Source organism: Agrobacterium vaccinii, assembly GCF_021310995.1.
GTDB classification, from domain to species: Bacteria; Pseudomonadota; Alphaproteobacteria; order Rhizobiales; family Rhizobiaceae; genus Agrobacterium; species Agrobacterium vaccinii.
Map to the genome: position 1 here is coordinate 3122228 of NZ_CP054150.1, position 14397 is coordinate 3136624.

Below are 14397 nucleotides of genomic sequence, written 5' to 3' on the forward strand. Positions count from 1 at the left end.
AAGCCCGGTCGAGCCGGGCTTTTTTTACACGATTCAGTAGCGATGTCAGTTGATGACTTCAGGCGCCGCATTTGGATCCGGCAGCGGTACCGGGCTGTCTGAAAGCGTGCGTAGATAGGCAATCAGGTCGGCGCGCTCGGTTTCCTTCTTGATGCCCGCAAAGCCCATAGCGGTGCCAGGAACGTGCTTCTTCGGCGCTTCGATGAAGTAGCTGAGGTGGTCATAGTCCCACTTCTCTGCGCCTCCCTTGGAAAAATCTTTCATCCCAGCGGAGTAGCTGAAGCCTTCGTGGCTTGCAATTGGGCGACCGACGACGCCGTACAGGTCAGGGCCGACTTTATTGGGGCCGCCCTTTTCCCCGGAGTGACAGCTCGTACATTTCTTGAAGACCGTCTCACCCTTTGCCGCATCGGCGCTGGCCAAAAGCTTTGCAATCGGCGTCGCTACAGCGGCAGGTTCTCCGCCAGCACTATCCGCCCCGGTGGTTTCTGCAACAATGGCGTAACCTTCCTTTTCGGGCGCTGGCGCGTGGAAAATACCTTCCGACGCGATGGACACCGACATCAGGACGAAGATCGTGCCCAAGAGGGCACCGACCGCCATGTTAACCTGTGAATTCATTGATCTGCGCTCCCTCACAACCGTTCGCATCAAACGGACATCTTGAAATTGCTCGAAAGCTATGGCTTTTGCACAGCACGCGCAACTTGAATATGCTCCCCGCACCGTGACGTATTGCCACTTTTCCGCCGGGATTTGAAGGGTGTTGGATGAATAATCGGTATTTCGAAAAAGCAGTCGTCCTAATTCCGGCAAGAATGGCCTCCACCCGCCTTCCCGGCAAGCCTTTGGCAGATATTGGCGGCCACCCCATGATTGTGCAGGTTGCGATGCGCGCGCGCGAAGCCGGTGCCGAACGTATCGTGGTTGCCGTGGATGATGACCGCGTTTTCGAGGCCGTCAAAAATGCCGGATTCGATGTCACGATGACCCGTCAGGATCACCAGTCCGGCTCCGACCGTATCTATGAAGCGCTGCAAAAGGCCGATCCCTATGGCAATGCCGAATTCATCATCAATGTTCAGGGCGATCTGCCAACCATCGAGGCCGACACGATCCGCGCCTCCATGCGCCCCATGGAAAACCCCGCCACCGACATCGCAACGCTGACCGTCGAAATTCAGGATGAAGACGAAAAGACCGATCCGAGCATCGTGAAGATCATCGGCAGCCCGATTTCCGAGCAAAGATTGCGCGCCTTGTACTTCACCCGCGCCACGGCACCCTATGGTCAGGGTCCGCTCTATCACCACATCGGGCTCTACACCTATCGCCGCGCCGCCCTCGAAAAATTCGTGACACTCAAGCCGTCCACGCTCGAGTTGCGCGAAAGTCTCGAGCAATTGCGCGCCCTGGAAGCGGGCATGCGCATCGATGCGGAAATCGTCAATTCGGTTCCGCTTGGTGTCGATACGCAGGCTCAACTCGATAAAGCACGCGAAATCCTCGCGAACAGATAAATGAATGGCGATACCATGAGCAGCAACCGCATTGCCTTTCAGGGCGACTTTGGCGCAAATTCCGATATGGCGTGCCGCGACGTTTTTCCACAGATGGAGCCGTTACCGTGCCCGACATTCGAGGACGCGTTCAACGCGCTGGAGAACGGCGACGCAGAGCTGGCGATGATTCCCATCGAGAACACGCTGGCGGGTCGTGTTGCCGATATTCATCATCTCCTTCCCGAATCACGCCTTCACATCATCGGCGAATATTTCATGCCCATCCGCTTCCAGTTGATGGTGCTGCCGGGTGTACAGAAAGATGAGATCAAGACGGTCCACAGCCACATCCATGCGTTGGGACAATGCCGCAAGATCATCCGGTCCAACGGCTGGAAGCCGGTCGTTGCGGGCGACACGGCGGGTGCGGCGAAGCTGGTGGCCGAATTGGGCGATCGCAGTATGGCAGCACTTGCACCGAGGCTCGCGTCCGACCTCTACGGCCTCGATATTCTGGCTGAAAATGTCGAGGATTCCGAAAACAACGTGACCCGCTTCGTGGTGTTGTCCCGCGATGAAGACTGGACGAAGCGTAAGGCGTCAGACGAAGTGATCGTCACCACCTTTGTGTTCAACGTCCGCAATATTCCAGCAGCGCTCTACAAAGCCATGGGCGGCTTTGCCACCAATTCCATCAACATGACCAAGCTGGAAAGCTACCAACTGGGCGGCAAGTTTGTGGCGACGCAGTTTTATGCAGACATCGAGGGTCACCCGGACGACGAATCGGTGCGACACGCACTGGATGAGCTGCGGTTCTTCTCGGAAAAAGTCCGCATCCTCGGCGTTTACAAAGGTCACGCCATGCGCCGCAAGCTCAACTTCATCTAGCAAGTGCCGGCGGATGCCTATTCGGCATTGCCCCATTCGATCCAGTCGCGCATCAGGCGGTGCGCGATGGCGCCGCGCGGTGGGGGTTGCCTGCCGTCGGCGGATGTCATGTCCAGAAGTGTTGCCACTTCCTCGCGGGTAAACCAGCGGCAATCTTCAAGCTCGGCCTCGTCCCGCGTGATATCGCGCGTCAGCGCCTCTGCGTAGCAACCGATCATGAGTGTGTGGGGCATCGGCCAAGGCTGCGACGCGTGGTAACGCACCCTACCGACGTCGATATTGGCTTCCTCATGGGTCTCGCGGCGCACGGCGTTCTCGATGGTTTCGCCGGGTTCCACGAAGCCAGCGAGACAAGAATACATGCCGGGTGCAAAATGCGGACCCCGACCGAGAAGGCACAGTTCCCGTTCCAGATCGATCGTGAGCATGATGACCACAGGGTCCGTGCGCGGAAATATCGTATGCGAGCAGGCTGTGCAGGTGCGCTTGTAGCCACCGATACGCGGCTCCATTGCGCTACCGCAGCGACCGCAAAAACGGTTATCGCTGTTCCAGTTGATGAGCGCGACAGCCTGGGCGACCTCGCCCAAAAGTTCTTCGCCGATCAGCTGGTCGCGATACAACGTGCGGGCATCCACCGGCTTGTAGTGACCTGCAAGCGCGTCCTCGGCAATGTTGACAGGCACAGCGATGCGCGGCTCGCCATTGTCCTTGTGGCCCAGCAGAATGGCCTTTTCGAAGTCAGGATCGAGTTCTGCCAGCTCATAGGCCGAAAACAGCGGATCGAGCACCTGGTCGTCATGCTTGAGAATGAGCTTCGTGCCTGCGAAGGCCAGCAGATGCGTCCCTTCCAGCTTCAGCGCATCCACGACACAGTTTTCCGTGCGCTTTTCTGCCAGACGATCCAGCTTGTTTTGCGCGAAGGCGGTGAGGGTGCTCGGTTCTGGATGGGGGGAGTTCGTATCGAAAATGCTGTGTGATGTCATCAGAGCGCGCCGGCCAGTTTTTGCATGAAATGGTGTCTGTCTTCGTCCGAATAGGCAACGGGAGTGCCTTGCCCCCAGATCGGACCCGGCCAGCAAGGATCGCCCTCGTTGCGGGCAATGACATGAACGTGGAGTTGCCGCACAATGTTGCCAAGGGCGCCAACATTTATTTTCGTCGCGCCGGTGAGCTGTTTCAGCGCGGATGCCACCTGATTTATCTCGAATGCCAACGTCGTCTGGTCGAGCGGTGTGAGGTCGAACATCTCGCTCATGTCGCCTCGTTGCGGCACGAGAACCAGCCACGGCCATCGGCAGTCATTTTGAAGGCGCAGTTGGCACAGGCCCAGCTTGGTAATCAGCACGCTGTCGCGCGCCAGTCTGTCGTCAAGCCGGAATGTGTCCAAGGCGTCCTCCCAATTTGTTTTCCCCTGATAGCAGTTTTTTGAAGGCTTGGCTTGCATTTGCTTTTATTATTGCCGATATGTGCCTTCGGGAGGTTGGTGGTGGACGAGCCACTCGCCAACCGGGTCAGGTCCGGAAGGAAGCAGCCCTAACGAGCCAGGCACGGGTCGCCGTGCCAGCCTCCCACCTTTTCTTTTTGAAGACGTGCTCAGGTTTCGCCGGGCCCATTCGGCCTGAAGCGGGCAGCACCCAATCACTGGCGAGGCGATGAGCGAAACCGGAACCAATATGCCCCAGACCAAAGAGCAGGGTACAGGTTACCGGGTTCTGGCACGAAAGTACCGCCCGAAAGACTTTTCTGATTTGATGGTTGGCCAGGAGCCGATGGTTCGCACGCTGACCAATGCGTTCGAGACCGGGCGCATTGCGCAAGCCTATATGCTGACCGGTGTTCGCGGTGTGGGCAAGACCACGACAGCCCGCATTCTGGCACGTGCGCTGAATTACAAAACCGACGAAATCGACAAGCCGACCATCGACCTACGGATCCCCGGCGAACATTGCCAGGCCATCATGGAAGGCCGCCATGTCGATGTGATCGAGATGGACGCTGCCTCTCATACCGGCATCGATGACATCAGAGAGATTATCGAGCAGGTGCGCTATCGTCCTGTTTCGGCGCGCTACAAAGTCTATATCATCGACGAAGTGCACATGCTCTCGACGCAGGCCTTCAACGGCCTTCTGAAGACGCTGGAAGAGCCGCCGGAACATGTGAAATTCATCTTCGCAACGACCGAAATCCGCAAAGTTCCGATTACCGTTCTGTCGCGTTGCCAGCGGTTCGATCTGCGCCGCATCAGCGCTGCCGATCTGGTTGGGCTGTTTACGGCCATTGCAGCAAAAGAAGGTTTCGAGGCAGAGCCGCAGGCGCTGGCCATGATCGCCCGTGCAGCTGAAGGTTCCGCTCGTGATGGTCTGTCTCTGCTCGATCAGGCCATTGCCCATGGCGGCGGACATGTGGAGGCGGAAGCCGTTCGCGGCATGCTGGGCCTTGCCGACCGCGCCCGTATCGTTGATCTGTTTCAACATGTGGTGAAGGGTGATGTCGCCGCGGCCCTGAGTGAATTCACGGCTCAATACGAGGCGGGTGCGAACCCTGTCGTCGTTCTCAACGATCTGGCTGATTTTACGCATCTCGTTACGCGCATGAAATATGTGCCGGACGCGGCGGAAGACCCGTCGCTGTCAGAGGTCGAGCGTGTCAGTGGTGCGGAGTTTGCCGACAGTATCGCGGTTTCCACCCTGTCGCGCATCTGGCAGATGCTGCTGAAGGGTATTCCTGAAACGGAAAATGCCTCCCGCCCCGCAGGAGCTGCCGAGATGGTGCTGATCCGTCTCTCGCATGCGGCCAATCTGCCCGCGCCCGAAGATGCTGCCCGTCGGCTGCTGGAGCTTGCCAATGGGGATGGCGGCGCGTCCAACGGCACGCCCTCCGGTGGCGGTAATGGCGGCGGTGCACGCGCCTATTCGTCTACGCAGGCCGTTGCCTCCGCTCAAGTTTCGCCGCAGCGCCAGACATCGCCGCAGCCGACCGCCATGCTGCGCACCGTGCCGGACAGCCGCCCGCAAGAGATGCAGGTCGCTACCCCCAAGCCAGAAGAACGGCCAGAGCCCAAGGTTCCGGTCAACTCCTTGAGTGACATCGTCGATCTCTGCACCAAACACCGTGAACCAATCCTCAAAGCGAGGCTGCGCAATTTTGTCCATCTTGTGCGGCTGGAGCCCGGGCGCTTCGACCTGAGACTCGGCGAAGGCGCTCCCGGCTCGCTTCCCGGTGAGATCGGCGTCAAGCTCAAGGAGTGGACCGGCATCCACTGGATCGTCAGCATCAGCAAGGAACAGGGTGAGCCGACGCTTGTCGAAGCGGAAGGCAATGCGCGCGAAGCCCGTTTTGTGGATGCGCGGCAAGATCCCGATGTCGCCGCTATTCTAGCGCAGTTTCCCGGTGCCAAGATTACAGACGTTCGCATCAGAACACCGGTGCCCGACGACGTCGAAGAGATCGCACCACCATCCGTTGTCGAATCGAGTGAAGGCGACATTCTTCCCGGCGACGATATCGAATTCTAGAAAAAGACAGGAGTTTTGCGATGCGCGACATCATGGGCATGATGGGCAAGGTCAAGGAAATGCAGGCCAAGATGGAGAAGATGCAGGAAGAAATTGCTGCACTTGAAATCGAAGGCAAATCCGGTGGCGGGCTTGTGACCGTCAAGATGAGCGGCAAGGGTTCGCTGCTCGGCGTGAAAATCGATCCGTCGCTCCTCAAGGAAGACGAAGTCGAAATTCTCGAAGACTTGCTTGTGGCTGCGCATAATGATGCCAAGCAGCGCGCGGAATCCGTCACGGCTGAAAAGACACGCGACCTGACAGCCGGTCTGCCGATTCCACCCGGCATGAAGCTGCCTTTCTAGGCCATATTATTCCAGCATCGCCCTGAAACGGCTAGCAAGCGGCGTGGTGAGATATGCGTCCCGCTCCGCTTGCGATAGTCGACATGGCCGGAATTTCTGAAGAACGACCGGAATTGGCAGCTGAGTGCCTCGGTAGGCGGTTAGTACCACTGTCTCATCAGCGGCCATCATCCCACCCTGCAGCACGCGACAGTAAAAGCCCGGCTGTCCCGCCTGTTTGAAGCGGGGTGCGAAATTTGGGTCACCTATGCGCGCGGTTAGCGTCGCGCAGGGAATGCGAGCCGCGGTGACTTCAAGCTTCACCTCGGCCGCCATCAACTGATCGCCCACATGCATCTTCGCGCTGTCGATGCCGTCGATGACAAGATTTTCGCCGAAGAAACCGGGCTCGATGGTGTGCCCGAGTTCGCGCGACCAGAAATCGAGATCGGCAGAGCCCATTACGTAAACGGCCTGATCCGGGCCACCATGATGTTTCCTGTTGCAGACGGCGTCGCTGACGATTCCCTGCTGGTCGATGAGGACAGGACCTTGAACGGGATGTTTGAAAATTCCGGTCTTCGACGTCTTGCCGGGCAGAAGTTTCGCATCGGCCCGGCAGATTGCGCGTATTTTCATATGATGCTGTCCGCTTGTGATTCCCGTTATGACATTTATGCAGTAGAAAGCGCCCATGGCAAAACGAGTCACCGGTCCTGAAATCGAAAAACTCATCCAGCTTCTGGCAAAAGTGCCCGGGCTTGGTCCGCGTTCGGCGCGCCGCGCGGCTCTTCATCTGATCAAAAAGAAAGAGCAATTGCTGGGGCCCCTCGGGCATGCCATGGGCGAAGCCTATGACAAGGTGAAAATCTGCTCCTGCTGCGGCAATGTCGATACGATGGACCCGTGCACTGTCTGCACCGATGAACGTCGCGATCAGACGGTGATCATCGTGGTGGAAGATGTCGCCGATCTCTGGGCGCTGGAGCGGGCTGCGGCCATGAACACCGCCTACCACGTGCTGGGCGGCACGCTGTCGCCGCTGGACGGCGTCGGGCCGGAAGACCTGAACATCAAGGGTCTGATCGACCGCGTCAGTGCAGGTGGCATTCGCGAACTCATCATCGCCGTCAACGCGACCGTCGAGGGACAGGCGACGGCCCACTATATCACCGACAGGCTGACCGGCCTCGATGTGAAAATTACCCGACTTGCGCACGGCGTGCCGGTCGGAGGCGAACTCGACTATCTCGACGAGGGGACGCTGACGGCAGCGTTGCGCGCACGAACAGCGATCTAGGTCGGATAGAATCTGGTCTTGTCCTCAAGGCCACATATGCACTTCAAAAAAGGGAAGCTCCATGCCCTCCAAATTGTTCGGTCTCGCATTCGCTGCGGTCATGACGTTGATGTCGAGCAGCGCGGCCTTCGCGCAATCGACCCCCACGGGTGCAGCCGCAGCCAGATATGACGCCGAATTCAATAGTTGGCTGAAGAAAGAAATCTGGCCGGAAGCGCGCAGGGCAGGCATCTCGCAAAAGACGATAGAGACGACGCTGAGCGGCCTTACCATCAACTGGAAGCTCCCAGACCTCATCATACCCGGCCAGAAGCCACCGAAGGAGCAGGCACAAAGCCAGGCGGAATTTTCTTCTCCGGGCGCCTATTTTTCGGAGCAGCGCTTGCAGGGCCTTGCCGCAACGGGACGTTCGCTCGCCGCCACCCATTCCGCGACCCTCAAGCGCATCGAAGCCACTTACGGTGTTCCCGGCAATGTCCTCATTGCCGTTTGGGGCCGCGAATCAGGCTTCGGGCGCGCGAAATTGCCGAATGCCGTGATCGACGTTCTGGCAACCAAGGCCTATACCTCGACGCGGAAAGACCTGTTCCGCACAGAGCTGATCGATGCGCTGAAGATCGTCGATAGCGGCGATATCTCCGCATCGAAAATGATGGGCTCCTGGGCAGGTGCGCTCGGTCAGCCGCAATTCATGCCATCGAGCTATCTGAAATATGCCGTCGATTTCGACGGCGACGGCCATCGCGATATCTGGAATTCCGTGCCGGACGCGCTGGCTTCCATCGCCAACTATCTGTCGAAACGCGGCTGGCAGCGCAATCGCGACTGGGGCTTTGAGGTTTCCATACCGGACAACGTATCCTGCGCGCAGGAAGGGCCTGATCTGGCACGCCCGGTCGCGGATTGGGCCAAGATGGGCATCACGCGCATCTCGGGAAAAGGCTTTCCGTCCAACGATTTGAGTGCGGATGGAATGATGCTCGTTCCCGCCGGTCGAAACGGCCCGGAATTTGTCGTGACGCCGAATTTCTATGTGATCAAGGAGTATAACAACTCCGATCTCTACGCGCTTTTTATCGGCAATCTCGCAGATCGCATCGCCTATAATGCCGGGCCCTTCCAGGCCAAGTGGGGCGATGTCGGCTCCATGCTGCGCTCCGATGTGCTCTCCATGCAAAAGGCACTCGTTGCCAAGGGCTACGATGTGGGCAAGGCTGACGGACTGGCTGGCTTTAAAACGCGGCGATCGATCGGCGACTGGCAGTCCAAGAACGGAATGCGTCCAACCTGCTTTCCCGATGCGTCCCTCAAAGCCAAGCTGAGATAGGCGCCAGAATAACTCCGCTGCCTCAGCTTATTCTGACGGCGATATAGATCAGCACCAGCGCTATCACCCAAAGGGCAATTCGGCCCCAACGGGTGTGGCGCGCTTCTGCCTTGCCGATTGCCTCGGCAGTCCGCTCATCGAAGCGAAGACCGTGCTCGCTCATATACATCAGGTCGGAATGCAGCTTTTCAGTCTTGGCGGCGATTTCAGGCGCGGCTTCGGCTAGCTTCATGGCCGCTTTCAGGCCATCCTTGATGTCGGTGACAACGCGTTTGGGGCCGAGATTGTCGCGTATCCAGCTGCTGACGACAGGGTCAGCGGCTTTCCACATGTTGAAGCGTGGATTGAGCATGCGCGATACGCCTTCGACCACCACCATCGTCTTTTGCAGCATGACGAGTTCAGGGCGCGTTTCCATGTCGAACAGTTCGGTGACTTCAAACAAAAGCGTCAGCAATTTGCCCATGGAGATCGTTTCCGCAGGCTGCCCGTGAATGGGCTCACCAATGGCGCGGATGGCCTGGGCAAAGCTGGCAATATCGTGATGACCGGGCACATAACCGGCCTCGAAATGGACCTCTGCGACGCGCATGTAATCGCGGGTGATGAAGCCATAGAGGATTTCGGCTAGGAACCGCCGTTCCTTTTTGCCGAGACGCCCGGCAATGCCCATATCGACAGCGACGATCATGCCCTTCGGGTCAACGAAAAGGTTGCCCGGATGCATGTCGGCGTGGAAAAAACCGTCCCGCAATGTGTGGCGCAGGAACGACTGGATGAGTGTGTCGGCCAATGCGTTGAGATCGTGACCGGCTGCCTTCAGGCCTTCGACGTCAGACATCTTGACGCCGTCGATCCACTCCATGGTGACGACATCACGGCCCGTGCGTTCCCAATCGACTTCGGGCACGCGAAAGCCTGGGTCGCCTTTGGTATTTTCGGCGATCTCGGAAAGCGCTGCCGCTTCCAGCCGCAAATCCATTTCGATCTTGGTCGTCTGTTCCAGCGCGCGTGTGACTTCCACCGGGCGTAAGCGACGTGCCGAACGCACGAAGCGCTGTTGCAGATCGGCAATCAGATACATGGCTTCCAGATCGTTCTGGAAGCGCTGGCGCACACCCGGGCGGATGACCTTCACGGCGACCTTCTTTTGCCCCGATGGCGTGCGCACCATGGCAGGGTGGACCTGTGCAATGGATGCTGCGGCAATCGGGTCGTTGAACTCCAGAAAGAGCTCGCTGACGGGACGCCCCAGAGAGCCCTCGATATTGGCCTTTGCCGCGGCATTGGGGAAGAACGCCATGCGGTCCTGAAGTCTGGACAGATCGTCTGCGAAGTCGGCCCCGACGACATCGGGGCGGGTGGCCAGAAACTGGCCCATTTTCACATAGGATGGACCCAGGCGCTCCACCGCTGTCGCCAAGCGGTCGCGCCTGTCTGCATGTTTCGCGCGGTTACGGGCGAAAGGCTTCAGCAAGGCTTTCGCGAATTTTGCCGTCTGCGGCAGGTCTTCCGATGGCAGTGCCAGCACCACGCCCTCGCGCACGAGGACCCAGCCAACCTTTGCGAGGCGGTAATATGCGCCAGGAGTGCTCATGCGAATGCCTTCTTCCTGCCCGTGGCTGCCATATCGATCAGAGCTTCCAGCCGGAATGCAGGGCGGCAATGCCGCCGGTATAATTGGTATAGCTGACGCGTGAGAAACCGGCAGTGCGGATCATCGCTGCGAAATCTTCCTGATTGGGAAATTTGCGGATCGATTCCACCAGATACTGATAGGGCTCGGCATCGCCGGTGATCATCTTTCCAAACTTCGGAATAGCGTTGAACGACCAAGCGTCATAGACCTTGTCGAGAAGTGGCATATCGACTTCGGAAAATTCCAGCACGAGAAGACGGCCACCGCGCTTCAACACCCGGTGCGCTTCTTTCAGCGCCACATCGATGCGCGGCACGTTGCGGATGCCAAAGGCTACCGTGTAAGCGTCGAAGCTATTGGCCTCGAACGGCAATTCCTCGGCATTGGCTTCCACGAAGGTCAGATTGTCGGAAAGTTTCTTCTTCGCCGCCCTCTCTTCGCCCACGGCCAGCATCGAGCCGTTGATATCGAGAACGGTGGAATGCGCCAGGCGATTGGAAGCTTCGATGATGCGAAACGCGATATCGCCCGTGCCGCCGGCTACATCCAGTGTCTTATAGGAGGAGTCCTTGCGCGGATTGAGCGACGAGATCATCGCATCCTTCCAAACCCGGTGCATGCCAGCCGACATGACGTCGTTCATGATATCGTAGCGCTTGGCGACCTTATGGAAGACCTCGTTGACCATTTCCTGCTTCTGGCCTTCATCCACCTTGTGGAAGCCATAGGAGGTTTCCATGCCGCCTTGAGCGGTGGTGCGGGCTTCGGTCATGAGCGGTCTCCATGTATTATTGCGGTGCGGACCATAGCGGAAACAGGATTACGAAGCTATCTGTTGCGACAGCAACTGCCTGCGACATGTATGCCCGCAGGCAGGAGATCACAAGACCGTTGCGGTAAACATGTGGGATAAACTCCATGCCAGAATTGCCCGAAGTTGAAACCGTCCGACGCGGCCTTGCGCCCACCATGGAAGGTGCGCTCATCGAAAAACTGGCGCTCGGCCGTCCCGATTTACGCTTTCCCTTCCCTGAGGGGTTTGCGGATCTGGTGGATGGAAAGCGTGTCATTTCGCTGGGCAGACGGGCGAAATATCTGCTGATAGAGCTGGAGGGCGGGCTGACCATCGTCTCGCATCTGGGCATGTCCGGTTCGTTTCGCATAGAAGATGAGGGCACGGACACGCCCGGTGTGTTTCACCATGCCCGCTCGAAGGATGGCAAGCACGACCATGTGACCTTTCATCTGCGGCTGGGCGACCGTGCAGTGCGCGTCATCTATAATGACCCGCGCCGCTTCGGCTTCATGCATCTGGTGGAGCGCTCCAGTATCGATCTCTATCCGGCCTTCATCGATCTTGGCCCGGAACCGACCGGCAATACACTCAGCGCGGACTATCTCGCAGCCCGCTTTTCCGGCAAGGCCCAGCCGCTCAAAAGCACGTTGCTGGATCAGAAGATCATTGCAGGGCTTGGCAATATCTATGTGTGCGAAGCTTTGTGGCGTGCCAATCTCTCGCCCTTGCGGGCCGCGGGTAAACTGGTGACAAAGACCGGCAAGCCACGTGCGCAGTTGACGGTGCTGACCGAGAAAATCCGGGATGTGATTGCCGACGCGATAGCGGCGGGCGGGTCATCCCTTCGCGACCACATTCAAACCGATGGTACACTGGGCTACTTTCAGCACTCTTTTTCGGTTTACGACCGCCAGGGTCATGCTTGCCCCACACCCGGTTGCGGGGGTACGGTCGAACGTATCGTACAGGCGGGGCGCTCCACCTTTTACTGCGCCGCCTGCCAGAAGTAACGGGAGAGGACGAATCCGATGGAATACGAGACCCTGATTGTCGAAAAGCGCGATGCGGTCGGCGTCATCACGCTCAACCGCCCGCAGGCTTTGAACGCGCTCAATTCTACCGTGATGAAAGAGCTGCGGCACATATTGGCGTCCTTCTCGACGGATGAGTCCATCGGCGCAATTGTCATTACCGGCTCGCCAAAGGCTTTTGCCGCAGGTGCCGATATAAAGGAGATGCAGTCTCTGGATTTCGTCGATGCCTATCTCGGTGATTTCCTCGGCGGCTGGGACGATGTGGCAGCCAGCAGAAAGCCTGTCATCGCGGCGGTCTCCGGTTTTGCCCTGGGTGGTGGATGTGAGCTTGCCATGATGTGCGATTTCATCATCGCCTCCGATACGGCGAAGTTCGGACAGCCGGAAATCACGCTCGGCGTCATTCCCGGCATGGGCGGGTCGCAGCGCCTGACCCGCGCTGTCGGCAAGGCGAAAGCCATGGACCTCGTTCTCACAGGTCGCAAGATGGATGCGGCAGAGGCCGAAAGGGCAGGGCTGGTGTCGCGGGTCGTCCCGCAGGAGCGCCTGCTCGATGAAGCGGTCGAGGCTGCGGGTGTGATCGCGTCGCTGTCGCGTGCGTCCGTGCTGATGGCAAAGGAAAGCGTCAACCGGTCCTTCGAAGGCTCTTTGAGCGAAGGCCTGCGCTTCGAGCGGCGCCTGTTCCAGTCTCTTTTTGCGACGGAAGATCAGAAAGAGGGTATGGCGGCTTTCATAGAGAAGAGAAAACCGGTATTCAAGAATCGCTAGGGCAATCCCATGCGTGGAATGGGCCGAAAGCTTCATGTGTTTTCGGCTCAAGAGGCGCCAAGGATTCGAAATATCAGCGTTTTTGCTGAAAATGCGCGTTGACGGGCAGCCGCTTTAGGGCTATATGCCCGCCCACGGTTAGGAAAAGCCACCCGGCTTGTTCCAATTACTCCCGCACTCTTTGGAACGTGAGGTCTTCGACAGACCTGATCCTGTGGTTGCGGATTTTGGTTTGAATTCGAAGAGAGGCATACATGGCCAATACAACTTCGGCGAAAAAGGCGACTCGCAAGATCGCTCGCCGTACTGAAGTCAACAAGGCTCGCCGTTCGCGCGTTCGTGGTTTCATCCGCAAGGTTGAAGAAGCCATCGCATCGGGCGATCTTTCAGTGGCAACTGAAGCCCTGAAGGTAGCCCAGCCTGAGATCCAGCGCGCTGCAACGCGCGGTGTTCTGCATGGCAACACGGCATCGCGTAAAGTGTCCCGTCTTGCTCAGCGCGTGAAGGCACTTTCAGCCTAATCCGGCTAATCCAAATTTATTATAAAAAGCCTGGTCTTCGGACCGGGCTTTTTTCGTTTCTAACGACTTGTTAATATGTCTCCTGTCAGCATGACACTTCTGCGTCAATGAGGTGACGGAAAAATACATTTAAAATCAATGGCTTGCGAGAGGTCTCTGAATCGGGCGCCACTTTACGTAGCGGAAGGCTACACTAAGTTAGAGTCAAGAGAATTTTTATTTTTCCCTCAAATCGCCCTTTGAAAAAGTCGAGAAATTGAATCTCATTGATTCATAAGAGATTCTCCAGACGGCCCTTCAAACGATGCAAAACGGCCCCAGTGAGTCAATGGCCGATCTTCGGTTTGGCCGAAAAATCGCCATTGATCTCCACCCCTGATCCTGCCTAAATGCATCTCGACAAGGGGCAAGGATTTCTATCCACAAGCTATCTCGATCCTTGAGTATCGAAGGCACATGCTTCTTGCGGACGAATTCTGTTCGAGTTCGTTTTTTCAAGTATTGGGGTCGGTTTGGTCGTAATCCATACGGTTGCGAAAAAGCGAAGCTGTGTCCTGATGATCGTATGTTTAGGTTGTGTTGTGGGAGTAGTTGTTGAGTAATCGCAGACCTCTCCATGATGAAGAGGGAAGTGGGATAACCGGCTCGCGGTGATACAAAAGACTCAAAGGACATGCTTACGAGGGGGATGTCTGGAGAGAAAGAATAAACGAGGGGTATCCCTGATGAACGTTGGTTCGTCGGGCTATGATTGGCAATTTTGAAAGGCGGCAAT

15 protein-coding genes and 1 other RNA gene are annotated in these 14397 nt (G+C 57.6%); 10 read left to right on the forward strand and 6 right to left on the reverse strand.

Annotation, left to right across the window (positions count from 1 at the left end):
* Positions 1–45: 45 nt before the first annotated feature.
* Positions 46–621 carry a c-type cytochrome gene (locus HRR99_RS15080; protein WP_111840153.1) on the reverse strand — a complete coding sequence of 192 codons (576 nt, stop codon included), beginning with the start codon at positions 619–621 and terminating at the stop codon, positions 46–48.
* Between the two features lie 149 nt (positions 622–770).
* On the opposite strand from HRR99_RS15080, the gene HRR99_RS15085 reads away from it, so the two are divergent.
* Together HRR99_RS15085 and HRR99_RS15090 are read left to right on the forward strand one after the other, a co-directional pair.
* Complete coding sequence (locus HRR99_RS15085; RefSeq protein ID WP_233122296.1) at positions 771–1520, forward strand: 3-deoxy-manno-octulosonate cytidylyltransferase; 750 nt, start codon at positions 771–773, stop codon at positions 1518–1520.
* Between the two features lie 15 nt (positions 1521–1535).
* Positions 1536–2393, forward strand: coding sequence for a prephenate dehydratase (locus tag HRR99_RS15090; RefSeq protein WP_422387276.1), 858 nt, complete (start codon positions 1536–1538; stop codon positions 2391–2393).
* Positions 2394–2410: 17 nt separating this feature from the next.
* Here HRR99_RS15090 and nudC read toward each other — a convergent pair whose 3' ends face one another.
* Both nudC and HRR99_RS15100 read right to left on the reverse strand, forming a co-directional pair.
* Complete coding sequence (gene nudC, locus HRR99_RS15095) at positions 2411–3379, reverse strand: NAD(+) diphosphatase (protein ID WP_233122298.1); 969 nt, start codon at positions 3377–3379, stop codon at positions 2411–2413.
* On the reverse strand, positions 3379–3840 hold the full coding sequence (locus HRR99_RS15100; protein ID WP_233122299.1) for an HIT domain-containing protein: 462 nt from the start codon (positions 3838–3840) through the stop codon (positions 3379–3381). Before HRR99_RS15100 ends, nudC begins: the two co-directional genes overlap by 1 nt.
* A 31-nt stretch (positions 3841–3871) precedes the next feature.
* Between HRR99_RS15100 and ffs the strand changes: the two genes are divergently transcribed.
* The 3 genes from ffs to HRR99_RS15115 all read left to right on the forward strand — a co-directional run bounded on the left by ffs (position 3872) and on the right by HRR99_RS15115 (position 6258).
* An RNA gene (gene ffs / locus HRR99_RS15105) (signal recognition particle sRNA small type) lies at positions 3872–3968 on the forward strand.
* 80 nt (positions 3969–4048) lie between these two features.
* Positions 4049–5914, forward strand: a complete 1866-nt coding sequence (locus tag HRR99_RS15110) for a DNA polymerase III subunit gamma/tau (RefSeq protein ID WP_422387277.1) — start codon at positions 4049–4051, stop codon at positions 5912–5914.
* Between the two features lie 20 nt (positions 5915–5934).
* On the forward strand, positions 5935–6258 hold the full coding sequence (locus tag HRR99_RS15115) for a YbaB/EbfC family nucleoid-associated protein (RefSeq protein WP_111840149.1): 324 nt from the start codon (positions 5935–5937) through the stop codon (positions 6256–6258).
* A gap of 6 nt (positions 6259–6264) precedes the next feature.
* On the opposite strand, the gene HRR99_RS15120 is transcribed toward HRR99_RS15115, so the two are convergent.
* Positions 6265–6876 carry an MOSC domain-containing protein gene (locus HRR99_RS15120; protein WP_233123524.1) on the reverse strand — a complete coding sequence of 204 codons (612 nt, stop codon included), beginning with the start codon at positions 6874–6876 and terminating at the stop codon, positions 6265–6267.
* A gap of 55 nt (positions 6877–6931) precedes the next feature.
* On the opposite strand from HRR99_RS15120, the gene recR reads away from it, so the two are divergent.
* On the forward strand, positions 6932–7537 hold the full coding sequence (gene recR / locus HRR99_RS15125) for a recombination mediator RecR (protein WP_111840147.1): 606 nt from the start codon (positions 6932–6934) through the stop codon (positions 7535–7537).
* A 61-nt stretch (positions 7538–7598) separates the two neighbouring features.
* Entirely contained in the window at positions 7599–8864 is a 1266-nt protein-coding gene (locus tag HRR99_RS15130) for a lytic murein transglycosylase (RefSeq protein WP_422387278.1), read from the forward strand.
* Between the two features lie 22 nt (positions 8865–8886).
* On the opposite strand, the gene ubiB is transcribed toward HRR99_RS15130, so the two are convergent.
* Complete coding sequence (gene ubiB / locus HRR99_RS15135) at positions 8887–10461, reverse strand: 2-polyprenylphenol 6-hydroxylase (protein ID WP_112497892.1); 1575 nt, start codon at positions 10459–10461, stop codon at positions 8887–8889.
* Positions 10462–10498: 37 nt separating this feature from the next.
* On the reverse strand, positions 10499–11275 hold the full coding sequence (gene ubiE, locus HRR99_RS15140) for a bifunctional demethylmenaquinone methyltransferase/2-methoxy-6-polyprenyl-1,4-benzoquinol methylase UbiE (RefSeq protein ID WP_233122301.1): 777 nt from the start codon (positions 11273–11275) through the stop codon (positions 10499–10501).
* 146 nt (positions 11276–11421) lie between these two features.
* On the opposite strand from ubiE, the gene mutM reads away from it, so the two are divergent.
* The 3 genes from mutM (at position 11422) to rpsT (ending at position 13622) form a co-directional block, all read left to right on the forward strand.
* Positions 11422–12309 carry a bifunctional DNA-formamidopyrimidine glycosylase/DNA-(apurinic or apyrimidinic site) lyase gene (mutM, locus tag HRR99_RS15145; protein WP_233122302.1) on the forward strand — a complete coding sequence of 296 codons (888 nt, stop codon included), beginning with the start codon at positions 11422–11424 and terminating at the stop codon, positions 12307–12309.
* An 18-nt stretch (positions 12310–12327) separates the two neighbouring features.
* Positions 12328–13101: an enoyl-CoA hydratase gene (locus HRR99_RS15150; protein ID WP_233122303.1), complete on the forward strand. Its 774-nt coding sequence runs from the start codon at positions 12328–12330 to the stop codon at positions 13099–13101.
* A gap of 254 nt (positions 13102–13355) precedes the next feature.
* Positions 13356–13622 (forward strand): 30S ribosomal protein S20, encoded by a 267-nt coding sequence (rpsT, locus tag HRR99_RS15155; RefSeq protein WP_111840141.1) that lies wholly within the window; start codon positions 13356–13358, stop codon positions 13620–13622.
* The last annotated feature ends 775 nt before the right edge of the window (positions 13623–14397 follow it).